The 13,484-nt window shown below is 64.5% G+C and carries 14 protein-coding genes; 5 read left to right on the top strand and 9 right to left on the bottom strand.

Annotation, left to right across the window (positions count from 1 at the left end; translation table 11 throughout):
- Positions 1-51 precede the first annotated feature (51 nt).
- Positions 52-960: a helix-turn-helix transcriptional regulator gene (locus IVA79_RS33295; RefSeq protein ID WP_247561270.1), complete on the top strand. Its 909-nt coding sequence runs from the start codon at positions 52-54 to the stop codon at positions 958-960.
- A 2-nt stretch (positions 961-962) separates the two neighbouring features.
- Positions 963-1,358, top strand: a complete 396-nt coding sequence (locus IVA79_RS33290) for a group II truncated hemoglobin (protein WP_247561268.1) — start codon at positions 963-965, stop codon at positions 1,356-1,358.
- A gap of 13 nt (positions 1,359-1,371) precedes the next feature.
- On the opposite strand, the gene IVA79_RS33285 is transcribed toward IVA79_RS33290, so the two are convergent.
- The 3 genes from IVA79_RS33285 to IVA79_RS33275 all read right to left on the bottom strand — a co-directional run bounded on the left by IVA79_RS33285 (position 1,372) and on the right by IVA79_RS33275 (position 2,985).
- Positions 1,372-1,704, bottom strand: coding sequence for a PRC-barrel domain-containing protein (locus IVA79_RS33285; protein ID WP_247561266.1), 333 nt, complete (start codon positions 1,702-1,704; stop codon positions 1,372-1,374).
- Between the two features lie 154 nt (positions 1,705-1,858).
- Positions 1,859-2,203 carry a hypothetical protein gene (locus IVA79_RS33280; RefSeq protein ID WP_247561264.1) on the bottom strand — a complete coding sequence of 115 codons (345 nt, stop codon included), beginning with the start codon at positions 2,201-2,203 and terminating at the stop codon, positions 1,859-1,861.
- A complete protein-coding gene (locus tag IVA79_RS33275; RefSeq protein ID WP_247561262.1) occupies positions 2,200-2,985 on the bottom strand; it encodes an IclR family transcriptional regulator C-terminal domain-containing protein in 786 nt (261 codons plus the stop codon). The genes IVA79_RS33280 and IVA79_RS33275 overlap by 4 nt, the downstream gene beginning before the upstream one ends.
- Positions 2,986-3,096: 111 nt before the next feature.
- Between IVA79_RS33275 and IVA79_RS33270 the strand changes: the two genes are divergently transcribed.
- The 3 genes from IVA79_RS33270 (at position 3,097) to IVA79_RS33260 (ending at position 6,672) form a co-directional block, all read left to right on the top strand.
- Positions 3,097-4,455 (top strand): aromatic ring-hydroxylating dioxygenase subunit alpha, encoded by a 1,359-nt coding sequence (locus tag IVA79_RS33270; protein WP_247561250.1) that lies wholly within the window; start codon positions 3,097-3,099, stop codon positions 4,453-4,455.
- A 128-nt stretch (positions 4,456-4,583) separates the two neighbouring features.
- Positions 4,584-6,020, top strand: coding sequence for a glutamine synthetase family protein (locus IVA79_RS33265; protein ID WP_247561248.1), 1,437 nt, complete (start codon positions 4,584-4,586; stop codon positions 6,018-6,020).
- Between the two features lie 298 nt (positions 6,021-6,318).
- The gene (locus tag IVA79_RS33260) at positions 6,319-6,672 is read left to right on the top strand and encodes a hypothetical protein (RefSeq protein WP_247561246.1); all 354 of its coding nucleotides are present in this window, start codon (positions 6,319-6,321) and stop codon (positions 6,670-6,672) included.
- A 4-nt stretch (positions 6,673-6,676) separates the two neighbouring features.
- On the opposite strand, the gene IVA79_RS33255 is transcribed toward IVA79_RS33260, so the two are convergent.
- The 6 genes from IVA79_RS33255 to IVA79_RS33230 form a co-directional block, all read right to left on the bottom strand.
- Positions 6,677-8,926, bottom strand: a complete 2,250-nt coding sequence (locus tag IVA79_RS33255; RefSeq protein WP_247561245.1) for a TonB-dependent siderophore receptor — start codon at positions 8,924-8,926, stop codon at positions 6,677-6,679.
- Between the two features lie 152 nt (positions 8,927-9,078).
- A complete protein-coding gene (locus IVA79_RS33250; protein WP_247561243.1) occupies positions 9,079-9,963 on the bottom strand; it encodes a helix-turn-helix transcriptional regulator in 885 nt (294 codons plus the stop codon).
- A gap of 128 nt (positions 9,964-10,091) precedes the next feature.
- Positions 10,092-10,805 (bottom strand): ABC transporter ATP-binding protein, encoded by a 714-nt coding sequence (locus tag IVA79_RS33245; RefSeq protein WP_247561241.1) that lies wholly within the window; start codon positions 10,803-10,805, stop codon positions 10,092-10,094.
- A complete protein-coding gene (locus IVA79_RS33240; RefSeq protein ID WP_247561239.1) occupies positions 10,798-11,562 on the bottom strand; it encodes an ABC transporter ATP-binding protein in 765 nt (254 codons plus the stop codon). Before IVA79_RS33240 ends, IVA79_RS33245 begins: the two co-directional genes overlap by 8 nt.
- Positions 11,555-12,499, bottom strand: a complete 945-nt coding sequence (locus IVA79_RS33235; RefSeq protein ID WP_247561235.1) for a branched-chain amino acid ABC transporter permease — start codon at positions 12,497-12,499, stop codon at positions 11,555-11,557. The genes IVA79_RS33240 and IVA79_RS33235 overlap by 8 nt, the downstream gene beginning before the upstream one ends.
- Positions 12,496-13,413 (bottom strand): branched-chain amino acid ABC transporter permease, encoded by a 918-nt coding sequence (locus tag IVA79_RS33230; protein ID WP_247561234.1) that lies wholly within the window; start codon positions 13,411-13,413, stop codon positions 12,496-12,498. The genes IVA79_RS33235 and IVA79_RS33230 overlap by 4 nt, the downstream gene beginning before the upstream one ends.
- Positions 13,414-13,484 lie beyond the last annotated feature (71 nt).

The raw sequence follows: 13,484 nt of genomic DNA, 5'->3' as shown, positions 1-13,484 counted from the left end.
AGGCACTATGTTTCATTAAAATGCGCCGCAGGACATCTGTAAAGAAGGCTCATGACCGACAGTCCCGACGCCGAATCCCGCTTTCTCGAACAGCTCGGCCAGCGCGTGCGCACCATGCGCGCGTTGCGCGGCATGTCGCGCAAGGTGCTCGCCAAGGTATCAGGAATCTCGGAGCGCTACATCGCGCAGCTCGAGAGCGGCAAGGGCAACGTCTCCATCGTCCTGCTGCGCCGCGTCTCCGACGCGATGGGCGCGCATCTGGAGGATCTGCTTCCCTCCGCCGAACCGACGCCGGACTGGCAGATGTTTCGCGATCTCCTGCGCAAGGCGACGCCCGCGCAGATTGCGCAGGCCAAGGATCTGCTCACTGGCGGCAGCGCAACCGCGCCGCGGCGCGCACCGTTCTGCGGCATCGCGCTGATCGGGCTGCGCGGCGCCGGCAAATCCACGCTTGGCCGGATGCTGGCGAAGAAGGTCGGCTGGAGCTTTGTCGAGCTCAACAAGGAGGTCGAGCAGCAGAACGGGCTCTCGGTCGCCGAGATCATCGCGCTCTATGGCCAGGAAGGCTTTCGCCGCATGGAGCAGGCGGCGCTGCAGCAGCTGCTCGCGCGCAACGAGCTGATGGTGCTGGCGACCGGGGGCGGGATCGTGTCGGAGCCTTTGACCTTCGACCAGATCCTGACCTCGTTCTACACAATCTGGCTGAAGGCCGAGCCCGAGGAGCACATGGCCCGCGTCCGCCGCCAGGGCGATCTGCGCCCGATGGCCGACGACCGCTCCGCAATGGCGGAGCTGCGCAACATTTTGCTGAGCCGCGAACCGCTCTATTCGCGCGCGACGGCGGTGGTGGACACCGCGGGCCTCAGCGTCGACGCTGCCGCCGCGCGGTTGATCGATGCGGTGCGGCCGGTGCTGCAGAACGAAGCCCGCAGCTTCGGGCTGCGCAGCGTGGCGCTGTAGAGATGTCCGATAGCGACGTCACCACCTCCATGTTCGAGCGGATCGGCGGCAGCGCCACGATCGACCGTCTCGTCGACCGCTTCTACGAACGCATGGACACGATGCCGGAGGCACAGATCATCCGCGCCATGCATGCGGACCATCTCGGCCTGATCAGGGACGTGCTGAAGCGCTATCTCACCGAATGGACCGGAGGCCCGCGTCTCTATACCCCCGAGAAGGGCCATCCGCGGCTGCGGCAACGACACATCGGCTTTGCCATCGGCGATGCCGAGCGCGACGCGTGGATGCTGTGCATGCGTGGCGCTATGGACGAGACGATCACCGATGCCGCCGCGCGCCAGGATCTCGACAAGGCGCTGTCCGGCCTCGCCGACTGGATGCGCAACCGGCAGTGACGCAGCCGATCGGCTAGATCGACCAATAATTCGGATGCTGGTACGGCCGCGAGCGGTCGCCCCAGTCGAATTCATCGCCATCGGCCTCGCAGGGGCCGCTGCTCAATTGCTCCGGCGTCAGATCGACCTGAAAGGCCTGACGTCCCGGATCATATTTCAGCGCGCTCCACTGCACGGGATAATGGTGATGGGTGCCGAACAGCCCGCCGGTCTTGATCACGGCGTAGGCGACCGTTCCGCTCGCCTTGTCGAGCATCAATCGCTCGATCGTGCCGAGCTTGTTGCCGTCGCAACCAAAGACGGCGACGTGCTCGACGCGATCACTGGGAACCATGGTGTGTTGCATGGCGTGCTCCCTGTTCTCTTGTACTTTGCGACCATTATAGCACCGGTTTCGAGGCGGCGGAATGCGGCCATATGGGCGAGGCGACAACCGGGACTTTTCGCGACAAGTTCTCAGGTCTCGCTTCGCTCACCCGGGCGACAGCAGCTGATCTACCCTACGATCCCCGCGCGGATCGTTCTCCGAACACTGCCCGGTACCAGGGCGTCTGTGGATCGCGAAACCAGGCGCGATTTTTTGTCGTCTCGAATTTTGCCAATTGCTTCATATCGACGCCATAGCGACGGCAGAGCGCAAGAAATTGTCTGAGATCGTCGTCTCCGGGCCGGCGCTTTAATCGAACCACCAGACCCCGATTGCCGTCGCCCTCGCAACTCTGCACGCACGGGATTCGCGTCAACCATTCGAAGAATGCCCTCTCATCATTCAGATGATAGAACTTCACGCCCGTATCCATATGCGTCAGCGTAAGAAGAGGTGTGCCGGTCACGCCGTTTTTCATAGCAACCTATCCCTTACGTTCTCCGCACCCTCTCGCAACAACGGCAGGAAGCGGTCGAGCAGTTCCTGCGCCGGCACGCGATCGACATGGGCGCCCATGTTGGCGGCGGCGACAATCACGCCGTCATAGCGGCGCACGGGAACCGAGATCGAGCGGAAATGCGGCTCGGCCTCGCGGTCGACCAGCGAATAGCCCTGCGCGCGGTCGGCCGTGATGCGCGCGAGTAGCGCCTTCGCATCCGTCACCGTCTGCGGCGTGAGCTGCCCGCGCTTCATGGTCTTCAGGCGCGCGGCAAGATCGGCATCACCGAGCTGACCGAGCATGGCGCGGCCGACCGAGGTGCAGAATGCCGGCAAGCGGTAGCCGATTTCGAGGCCGCCTGAGAACATCCGCGCCGGACTGCTGCGGGCGACGAACACGACCTCGTCGCCATCAAGCACCGCGAGTGAGGAGATTTCGTTGGCCGCGGTCGCGACGCGATCGAGCACGGGCTGAAGCACGGCGACGAGTTGGCTCGAACGCAAGTACGACGCCGCCAGCGTCAGCACATGCGGCGTCAGCGAGAACAGCTTTCCATCCCCGGAGACGTAGCCGCCACGCTGCAGCGTGAACAGCATGCGCCGGGCCGTCGCGCGCGGCAGCTCGGCGGCGCGGGCGAGATCGCTCAGCGTCATCGGGCCTGCATTCGTGCCGAAGCATTGCAGCAGGCGCAGGCCGCGATCGAGGGCCTCAACGAAATCCGTCGCGCGCTCCTCGCTCTCGTTCCGCTTCAGCTTGGGCATGGTGACGGGACAATCCTGCAAAATAGTGCTTGCTGCCGCTCCAAGGCATGCCATAATTCGCCCATTCGTTCAATAGGCGAACAAACGCCACTCCACAGGGATGCACGCGCGATGATGAGCCAGGAGCAGAACGACCTGATCACCCGCACCGGGCCGAAGGACCCCTGCGGCAGACTGATGCGGAGCTATTGGCAGCCGGCGGCGCTGGTGGATGAGCTGGAGGGCGCGCGGCCGATCCGCCCCGTCAAACTGCTCGGCGAGAATTTGGTGCTGTTCCGCGACGAGAACGGACGCTACGGGCTGATCGACCGGCACTGCGCCCATCGCGGCGCCGATCTCGCCTTCGGGCGGCTTGAGCATGGTGGCCTGCGCTGCGCCTTCCATGGCTGGCTGTTCGACGCCACCGGCCAGTGCATCGAGACACCGGCCGAACCGAAGGATTCAAAACTCTGCCAGAACATCCGCCAACGCTCCTATCCCGTGGTCGAGAAGAGCGGCATCCTCTGGGCTTATCTTGGCGAGGGCACCCCGCCCGCCTTTCCGGAGATCGACTGCTTCGTCGCCCCTGATACTCACGCCTTCGCGTTCAAGGGCCACATGGCCTGCAACTGGCTGCAGGCACTCGAAGTCGGCATCGATCCCGCGCACGCCTCCTACCTGCACCGCTTCTTCGAGGACGAGGACACCTCCACCGCCTATGGCAAGCAGTTTCGCGGCGCCTCGGCCGGCTCCGACCTGCCGATGACGAAAATCCTGCGTGAATACGACCGCCCGATCATCAATGTCGAGCACACCGAATATGGCCTGCGGCTGATCGCGCTGCGCGAGATCGACGAGGAGCGCACCCATGTGCGCGTCACCAACCAGCTGTTCCCGCACGGCTTCGTCATCCCCATGAGCACGGAGATGACGATCACGCAGTGGCACGTGCCGGTTGATGATGAGAACTGCTACTGGTACGCGATCTTCACCAGCTACTCGAACCCGGTCGACAAGAAGAAGATGCGCGACCAGCGGCTCGAGCTCTATGAGCTGCCGGACTACAAGTCGCGCAAGAACAGAGCTAACGATTACGGCTTCGATCCGCACGAGCAGCAGACCGCGACCTATACCGGCATGGGTACCGACATCAACGTCCACGACCAGTGGGCGGTGGAGTCGATGGGCGCGATCCAGGACCGCACCAAGGAGCATCTCGGCTCGAGCGACAAGGCGATCGTGCAGTACCGCCGCCTGCTGCGGCAGGAGATCGAGAAGGTCCAGGGCGGCGAGAAGCCGATGCTGCATCTCGACGAGAGCAACGCTCGTTCGATCCAGGGACCGGCGACCATGGACGGCATCGGCCCGACGCGAGGCTGGGAGACCTACTGGATGGAGGTCGACGTCAAGCGCCGCCGCGGCGCGCCCTGGACCGCGCCGGTGCCGAAGGAGATTGCCGACAACGTGCACAAGCTGACGGCGGCGGAGTGACGCGCGTGCACCGCTGTCGTAGGGTGGGCAAAGGCGCAAAGCGCCGTGCCCACCATTTCTCCGTGATCGATACAAATCGTGGGCACGCTTCGCTTTGCCCACCCTACGGCAGTTGAGGGAGTGATGAAGTGACTTTCGTCGCGCGTCATGCGTTGTGGTCGGATGAGCAGACGGACGCGGCGGCGCGCATGCGCCGTCTCGCCAGCGAAAAGAACCTCGAGGTCATCCGCCTCGCCTTCCCCGACCAGCACGGCATCTTGCGCGGCAAGACCATCATCGCCTCCGAGGCGATCGCCTCGCTGGAGAGCGGCTGCTCCATCACCACGACCATGCTGGCCAAGGACACCTCGCACCGCACGGTGTTTCCGGTGTTCACCGCGGGCGGCGGCTTCGGCATGAAGGAGATGGAGGGCGCGGCCGACGTGCTGATGGTCGCCGATCCCACCACGTTTCGTGTGCTGCCGTGGGCGCCGACGACGGGATGGGTGCTGTGCGACCTCTACTTCAATGACGGCCGCCCGGTGCCGTTCGCGACGCGCTCGCTCTATCGCAAGGTGCTCGACGAGCTCGCCAGCCGCGGCCACGACTTCGTCGCCGGCCTCGAGGTCGAGTTCCACATCTTCAAGCTCGACGATCCGCATATGCGGCCCGAGGATGCGGGACAGCCGGGCATGCCGCCATCGGTGAGCCTGCTCAGCCACGGCTATCAATATCTCACCGAGCAGCGCTTCGATCAGATGGAGCCGGTGCTGGAGATTCTGCGCCGCGACATCGTCGCACTCGGGCTGCCGCTGCGCTCGGTCGAGGTCGAGTTCGGGCCGAGCCAGTGCGAATTCACCTTCGCGCCGCGGAAGGGGCTCGAGCCCGCCGACAACATGGTGCTGTTCCGCTCCGCCGTGAAGCAGATCGCGCGCCGCCACGGTTACCACGCCACCTTCATGTGCCGCCCGAAACTGCCGAATGTATTTGCGAGCGGCTGGCACCTGCATCAGTCGATCGTGTCGCGCGCGAGCGGTGAGAACCTGTTCATGGCGAAAGACGGCGGCGAGCCGCTCAGCGCGTTCGGCAAGGCCTATCTCGCCGGCCTGCTCGACCACGCCCGCGCCTCGACATTGTTCACCACGCCGACGATCAACGGCTACAAGCGCTACCGCTCCTATTCGCTGGCACCGGACCGCGCGATCTGGGGCCGCGACAATCGCGGCGTGATGATCCGCGTGCTTGGCGCGGCCGGCGATGCCGCCACGCGCCTGGAGAACCGCATCGGCGAGCCCGCCGCCAATCCCTATCTCTACATGGCCTCGCAGATTCTCTCGGGTCTCGACGGCGCCGACCGCAAGCTTGACCCCGGCCCGTCGGCCGACGCGCCCTACGAGACCAAGGCACCGCTGCTGCCGAAGAGCTTGCGCGATGCGGTCAGCGCGCTGAAGGATGATCCGTTCTTCCGCGAGAAGCTCGGGGCCGAATTCGTCGGCTATTACACCCACATCAAGAACGCCGAGATCGACCGCTTCCTGTCCGAGGTGACCGACTGGGAGCACCGCGAATATTTCGAGGTGTTTTGAGGGTGGTCTCTCACGCCGGCGTGATGCGACTTCGTCCGGACTGTTCCGACGACATCAGTTTGCCTGTCAACGAAGCCATTTTCCCCTCGCCGCGACAACCGCCGGAAAGATGCAGGGTCTAGGCTGCCGCCCATGATCAACAGTGGAGTTCGATCATGTTGGGTCAATTGTTCAGCCTGGTCTATCGCTGGTCCTGCCGGGCCACCCTGATCGAAATCGGCACCCATCGGCTGGCGCGTTAGCGGGCCAAGCGGAGCCGATTTAGGTAAGACGGATTGACCGGATAACGGGGATGGCCATGCGCAAACTCATCCTGATTGCCGTTATGTCGCTGCTTGCAAGCCAGGCCTACGCCGGTGGCTCGCGCAGCCTGAGCCTTGCGGCGAGCCCTTCGAACCAACAGGCGACCGAGCAGCCGGCCTCACCCGCGGCTGGCGCGATGCAAGCGATGCCCTCGCCGGCAGCAGCACAGCCTACGACCACGCAAACGGCAACGACGCCGACGCCGGCTGCACCCGTCGCAACCACGCCAGCCGCGACGTCGGCCGCGTCAGCCGCATCGAGCCCGGCCGCGGCCAAGCCGAAGCGGCGCGCGCCCTCGACCGAAGCCCGCGTGATCCGCGAACTGCATCGCCACGGGATCTATTGGTGATCGCTCACCAGCGATAGCCGAGCGTGGCGATGACGGTCAGCGGGGCGCCGCGGTAGCAATAGCCGACCTGGCATGTCGTGTAGTGCAGATTGAACAGGTTCTTGGCGTTGAGCTGGAACGACAGCCCTTTCAGCTCCTTCGCCGCCTGGCCGAAATCATATTTCAGCGCCGCGTCGACCAGGGTCACCGAACTGTTCTTGAACGTGTTGAGGTCGTCGCCATAGCTCCATGACATATAGCGCGCGCCGCCACCGATGCTCAGCCCAGCAAACGGGCCTGCCAGCGGCAATGCATAGTTCGCCCACAGCGTCGCCGTGTGGGGTGGATTGCCCGACGGAAACTTCCCGACCAGCGAACTGTCGCCGGCCTGCTTGGTGACCATGTCGAGATAGGTGTAGGACGAGGTGATGTCGAAACCACCACCGAGGCTCGCGAGCCCCTGCAGTTCGAAGCCGCGGCTCTGGATCTCGCCGCGCTGCACCGTCACGCCCGTTCCCGTCGTCACCAGTCCGCCGTCCTGGGTCAGGTCGAACACCGCAGCGGTGATGAAGCTTCGCGTTCCCAACGGCTGAAACTTGACGCCGAATTCGGTCTGCTTGCCTGTGGTCGGCTTGAAGAAGGCGCCGGTGGGATCGACGCCGAGGTTGGGAAAGAACGAGGTCGAATAGGCGACGTAGGGCGCAATTCCGGAATCGAACACATAGGTCAGCCCGGCCCGGCCGCTATAGGCCTGATCGGACTGGGTCTGGTTGGTCAGCGCGAACAGATCCTCACCGGTGGTGCGGACCCAGTCGCTGCGGCCGCTCAGCGTCAGGATCCAGTGATCGAGCCTGGCCTGGTCCTGGATGTAAATTCCGGACTGGGTCTGCCGCTGCCGCGTCGAGGACGAGATCGTGGGATCGGGAATCGATTCCGGCACGTAGGCCGGCGCGGCCAGATTGAGATCGGAGACGCCGAAGCCAAATCCCTGCTTGTCGCTGAACTTCGACGAGGTGTAGTCGCTGCCGATCAGGAGCGTGTGCTGCACCGGCCCGGTGGAGAGCTTGGCCTCCATTTGGTTGTCGATGATGGCCGATTGCAGCGTATCGTGGACGTAGCCGGTATAGCGCGAGACGACATCACCGACGGGAGCACCGAGAAAGCCGACATAGCGGGTGACCGCATCGACGTCGACGTAGCGGAATTTCTGGCGAACGGTCACGGCGTTGTTGAACGCATGCTCGAACAGATAGCCGACGCGTCCCTGTTCCTGATCGAGCGAATTGTAGGACGGACTGCCGGTGAAGATATCAGTGGTCGTGCCGGTGCCCGAAGAGTAGGTGAACATCGAGCCTGGCGTCTTCGATTTCTGGTAGGCGCCGAGAAGCGTGAGGGTCGTCGATTGATCCGGTTTCCAGGTGATGGCCGGAGCGACATAGGTGCGATTATCCTTGCCGCCGGGCACGAACACATCGGCGTCGCGCACCACGCCGGTCAGCCGGTACGAGAACTGGCCGTTGGGATCCATCGGCCCCGAGAAATCGAAATTGCCCTGAACGCGATCGCGGTCGCCGAACAGCGTCTGCACCTCATGGAACGGCTGGCTGGTCGGCAGCTTGCTCTGCAGGTCGATCAATCCGCCGGGCGAGCCGAGGCCATAGAGCGCCGAGCTCGGCCCGCGAACCACAGTGATGCTGTCGGCGCCATAGGGCTCGGTCTTGAACACGCCGAGACCGGCGCCGACGAGACGCAAGCCATCGAGATAGATGCCGTTGTAGGTGACGTCGAAGCCGCGGATCGAGATGGCGTCGAAGCGCGGATCGTAGCCGGAAGCATCGATGCGCACGCCCGGTTGGTAGCCGACCGCTTCCGTCAGCGTCTGCACGGCGCGATCGTTGAGCTCCTTGCGCGTCACCACCGAAATCGACTGCGGCGTCTCGAGCAACGGTGTGTTCGTCTTGGTGCCCGCCGAGCTGCCGCCTGCAACATAGCTGTTCTCGCCCGGCGCATTGGTAGGACCGCTACCTGCCTCGCGTGTATCAGGGTTTCTGGCTTGGCCGGCTGCGGCATTGCGCGGCGGCGCGGCGCGGCCACGCTGCGATTGGGAAGCGCGCTGGGCAGATTGAGTCCGCGGGCGCGCCTGGCTCGGCGCCTCGACCGTGACGGGCGGCAATGTCGCGGCCGCTGACCCCGAATTGGTCCCGGAGACCTGTGCAGCCGAGGGCGTCGCGTGCAGCACCACCCCCAAACCGGCCATACCCAGGCCAGCCTTCATCCTTCGTTCCCAGCCGGGCTTGTGCCCGTCGTTGCGCCTCATCGACTTCCCCGAGTTCCGTATTTTGACAACCCGGGAGTAATCAGATCGAGGCGCGCACCGCCTTTGCGACTGTGCAAATCGCCTTTGATTCCACGTGGAGGCTTTCGAGATTACTGATAGCGGCTCGGCGAATGGCCGAAACGCCTGCGAAAGGCGGTCGCGAAATTGGCGGGATGGGCATAGCCGACCCGATAAGCCGCTTCGGTGACCGACAAGCGCTGATGGATCAAAAGCGCACGTGCGGCATCGAGTCGCTGCGCCCTCAGATAATCGATGGCGCTCGCGCCATACGCCATCTGGAATTTCTGGTTGAAGGACCTGCGGCTCAACCCTGCGCTCCGCGCCAGTTCGTCGATGCTCCAGGGGTAGGCGAGATCAGCGTCCATCCGCTCCTTGACCGATTGCAACCGCATCTGTTGCAGGTCGGCGGCCGGGTCGACCGCAATCCGGCCGCGCTCACTAAATAATGCGTGGACGATGATCTCGGCGGCGTGCGCCGATAGCAATAATTGGCCTGCGTTTCCCGTGACCGGCGGAGAGAACATTTCTGCCGCGACGGCCTCGATGCGCGGCGATGCCGTCAAGGAGACGACGGCCGTGCCTGCGTCGTTGTTCCTGAACAGCGCCTCAAACGCGTCGCCGAGTCCAAGCTCATCGATGGAAGCCCGGGGAAGAGCAAGGCCGACGGCAGGACGATCGCCAGAGCGTGCCGCGCGCCCCACAGCGCTGTCTTCGCGCACGGCAATTGCCGTCATCTGCCTTTCGCCGCTGGCCGCGCGCGTCCGAGTGCCGCGGCCAGCATGGTCATCGAATGCCACGGAGATAAACAGGCCCGCAGCTGCGATCACCGGGCCGTCGGCATCGGCGCGAAACTCACCCCTGACAAACATGCAGCCCGGAAAATCCAGCCATTGGTCCGCTGTCGGAGCGTCGGGCTGTGCGGAACCGACGTCGTCTTCAGGTCGTCCGACAATTTGATCGAAAAAGTCCCGCATCGAATTCCGCTTACGCAGCGGCTTCTTTGACGGCTCACGACGGCGCGCTCAAGAGCTCCGCGCGCTGTTTGGAGGATTTCGAAACTGGATTTGCTCGAAGAGGCCTGCGGCGAACGGCAACGAACGCGTCAGATGCCGAGATATTTGTGCTGGAGATCCGGTTCCGCCATCAGCTGGTCAGAGGTGCCGCTCCACACCGTCCTGCCGCGCTCGATGATGGTGTGGCGATCGCAGATGCGGGCGAGATGGTCGACGTTCTTGTCGACGACCAGGATCGACTGGCCCCGGCTCTTGAGCAGCGACAGGCAGCTCCAGATCTCTTCGCGGATCAGCGGCGCGAGGCCCTCGGTCGCTTCGTCCAGAATCAGCAGCTTCGGGTTGGTCATCAGCGCGCGGCCGATCGCGAGCATCTGCTGCTCGCCGCCGGAGAGCTGGTTGCCCATGTTGGCGGCGCGCTCGGCAAGGCGCGGAAACAGCACGTAGATTGCGGCGAGCGTCCAGGGATTGGGGCTGTCGAAGCGATCGGCCGCGGCCGCGACCAGGTTTTCGCGCACGGTGAGGTTCGGGAAGATCTGACGTCCCTCAGGCACCAGGCCGACGCCGAGCTTGGCAATTCTGTAGGACGGGAGCTGCCGCACCTCGGTGCCCGCAAATCGGATGCTGCCTGCGCGCGCCGGGGTCAGGCCCATGATGGAGCGGATGGTGGTGGTCTTGCCCATGCCGTTGCGGCCCATCAGCGAGACCATCTCACCCGGCTTGATCGACAGCGACAGGCCGAACAGCACCTGGGACAGGCCATAACAGGTCTCGATTCCCTCGACGTCCAGCAGCGTGTCAGCCATGGGTCACCACATGCTGGTCGCCGAGATAGGCGCGCTTGACGTCTTCGTTGGCCCGGATCGCGGCGGGATCGCCGGAGGCGATGACGCGACCATAGACCAGCACCGAGATGCGGTCGGCGAGCGCGAACACCGCCGGCATGTCGTGCTCGACCAGCACGATCGAGACTTCCTTGCGCAGCTCCTGGAGCAGCTTCACCATGCCCTGGGATTCGGTGACTCCTAAGCCGGCCATGGGCTCGTCGAGCAGCAGCAATTTCGGCTTGCTGGCGAGCGCGACCGCAAGCTCGATCTGGCGTCGCTCGCCATGGCTGAGCTTCGACACCAGCACATCGGCGCGATGAGCGAGGCCAACGCGATCGAGCGCGGCATGCGCGGCATCGCGCAGAGCCTTCTCCTTGCGCGCATTGGCGAAGAAGCGGAACGAGGTGCCGGCATGGGCTTGGGCTGCCAGCGCGACATTGTCGGCGGCGGTGAAATCGAGCAGCAGCGAGGTGATCTGGAACGAACGCGCCAGGCCCAGCGCGCAACGGCGATAGGCCGGCAAATATGTGATGTCGCGCCCGGCCAGCGAGACGCTGCCGGAATGCGGCTCGAGATGCCCGGTGAGCTGGCTGATCAGTGTGGTCTTGCCGGCACCGTTCGGGCCGATGATGGCGTGCAGCTCACCACTTGCGACGTCGAGCGAGACGTTGTCGGTCGCGATGATGCCGCCGAAACGGCGCACCAGCTTTTCGACGCGGAGCAGGGGTTCAGCCACGGCCAGCCCTCCCGAGCATGCCCATGATGCCGCCGCGGCCGAACAACACGATCAGCAGCAGCAGCGGGCCCATGATCAGCGCCCAATATTCGGTGATCTGCGACAGGAATTCTTCCAGCAGCAGGAACACCACCGCGCCCATGATCGGGCCGAACAGCGTGCCCATGCCGCCCAGGATCACCATCACCATGAGATCGCCGGAGCGGGTCCAGTACATCACGGCCGGGCTGACGAAATCGGTGTTGTTGGCGAGCAGCGCGCCGGCAAGGCCGCACATGGTGCCCGAGATGACGAAGCAGACCAACTGATAGCGCTTGGCGGGAAAGCCGATCGCCTGCATGCGCTGCTCGTTGGAGCGCAGGCCCTGCACGACGAGGCCGAAGCGCGAATTGACGATGCGCCAGATCAGGAAGATGACGCCGAATAGACAGGCAAGGCAGAGATAATAGAACTGCGTGCGGTTCGACAGGTTGATCAGCCCGGAGAAGTCGCTGCGGTTGTAGACGGTGAGGCCGTCGTCGCCGCCGTAGCGTGCGAGGCCCGAGGCGACGTAATAGGCCATCTGCGCGAAGGCCAGCGTGATCATGATGAAATAGACGCCGCGGGTGCGCAAAGAGAGCGCGCCGATCACGAGCGCGTAGATCGCGGAGGCCGCGAGTGCGACCGGAAACTGGATGAAGCCGCTCCCGACGCCTTCCTGCGCGAGCATGCCGACGGCATAGCCGCCGATGCCGAGATAGGCGGCGTGGCCAAAGCTCATCATGCCGCCAAAGCCCATGATGAGGTTGAGGCTCGCGGCGGCCAGCGCCAGGATGATGATGCGGGTGAACAGCGTCAGGATGAAGACGTTGCCGCTGAGCTGCGAATAGAGCGGCAGCAGCACGAGGCCCGCCAGCATCAGGGCCGTGGCGGCCTTGCTCACGGTGAAATTCTTCATCGACGGTTGGCCGGAAACAGCCCCTCCGGCCGCACCACCAGCACGATCGCCATGAGGAGATAGATCAGCATGGACGACAGCGCGGGCGCGGCGGTGGAGGCGGCGGCGCCGCTCAAGACCTGGCGCAGCAGATTTGGCAGGAAGGCGCGGCCGAGCGTATCGATCATGCCGACGAAGATCGCGGCGAGGAACGCGCCGCGGATCGAGCCGATGCCACCGATCACGATGATGACGAAGGCGAGGATCAGAATGTTCTCGCCCATGCCGATCTGCACGGTGAGGATCGGCGCCTGCATGAGGCCGGCAAGGCCCGCGAGCGCGGCCCCGAGACCAAACACCAGCGTGTAGAGCAGCTTGATATTGATCCCGAGCGCCCCGATCATCTCGCGGTTGGAGGCACCGGCGCGGATCAGCATGCCGATGCGGGTGCGCATCACGCCGAGATAGAGCAGCAGCGCCACCAGCAACGCGACCGCGATGATGGCGAGGCGATAGGCGGGATAGTGGATGCCGGGCAGGATCGGCACCGGCACGGTGAGCCAGGCCGGCAGCGGCAGCGCGAGACCCGCCGGGCCCCAGATCAGCCGCACGGCCTCGTTGAAGAACAGGATCAGGCCGAAGGTCGCGAGCACGTGGTCGAGGTGGTCGCGGCCGTAGAGATGCCGCAGCGCGCTCATCTCGAGCACGATGCCGAGCACCAGCGTGGCGCCGAGCGCCATCAGCGCGCCGAGCAGGAAGCTGCCGGTCCAGGCCGCGAAGGTCGCGGCGAAATACGCGCCCATCATGTAGAGCGAGCCGTGCGCGAGGTTGACGAGATCCATGATCCCGAACACCAGCGTCAGGCCGGCGGCGAGCAGGAACAGCAGCAGGCCGAACTGCAATCCGTTCAAGAACTGTTCGACGACGAGCAGCATCAAGACTCTTTCAGGCGCACGCGGTGTCGCGCCGATGTTCGAACACGTTCGCCATCAGTGAAAGAGCTCCC

Origin of the sequence: Bradyrhizobium sp. 138 (genome assembly GCF_023074075.1) — a bacterium.
Classification (GTDB): Bacteria; Pseudomonadota; Alphaproteobacteria; order Rhizobiales; family Xanthobacteraceae; genus Bradyrhizobium.
Note: the sequence above shows the minus strand (reverse complement) of the source record. Positions and strands in the feature narration are given on the sequence as shown.

What these genes read in the sequence shown, in the direction of transcription:
- IVA79_RS33295 (WP_247561270.1), top strand. Translation starts at nt 52, where the DNA reads ATGACCGACAGTCCCGACGCCGAATCCCGCTTTCTCGAACAGCTCGGC.
- IVA79_RS33255 (WP_247561245.1), bottom strand. Translation starts at nt 8,926, where the DNA reads ATGAAGGCTGGCCTGGGTATGGCCGGTTTGGGGGTGGTGCTGCACGCG.
- IVA79_RS33275 (WP_247561262.1), bottom strand. Translation starts at nt 2,985, where the DNA reads ATGCCCAAGCTGAAGCGGAACGAGAGCGAGGAGCGCGCGACGGATTTC.
- IVA79_RS33230 (WP_247561234.1), bottom strand. Translation starts at nt 13,413, where the DNA reads ATGCTGCTCGTCGTCGAACAGTTCTTGAACGGATTGCAGTTCGGCCTG.
- IVA79_RS33270 (WP_247561250.1), top strand. Translation starts at nt 3,097, where the DNA reads ATGATGAGCCAGGAGCAGAACGACCTGATCACCCGCACCGGGCCGAAG.
- IVA79_RS33250 (WP_247561243.1), bottom strand. Translation starts at nt 9,963, where the DNA reads ATGCGGGACTTTTTCGATCAAATTGTCGGACGACCTGAAGACGACGTC.
- IVA79_RS33245 (WP_247561241.1), bottom strand. Translation starts at nt 10,805, where the DNA reads ATGGCTGACACGCTGCTGGACGTCGAGGGAATCGAGACCTGTTATGGC.
- IVA79_RS33280 (WP_247561264.1), bottom strand. Translation starts at nt 2,203, where the DNA reads ATGAAAAACGGCGTGACCGGCACACCTCTTCTTACGCTGACGCATATG.
- IVA79_RS33285 (WP_247561266.1), bottom strand. Translation starts at nt 1,704, where the DNA reads ATGCAACACACCATGGTTCCCAGTGATCGCGTCGAGCACGTCGCCGTC.
- IVA79_RS33290 (WP_247561268.1), top strand. Translation starts at nt 963, where the DNA reads ATGTCCGATAGCGACGTCACCACCTCCATGTTCGAGCGGATCGGCGGC.
- IVA79_RS33235 (WP_247561235.1), bottom strand. Translation starts at nt 12,499, where the DNA reads ATGAAGAATTTCACCGTGAGCAAGGCCGCCACGGCCCTGATGCTGGCG.
- IVA79_RS33260 (WP_247561246.1), top strand. Translation starts at nt 6,319, where the DNA reads ATGCGCAAACTCATCCTGATTGCCGTTATGTCGCTGCTTGCAAGCCAG.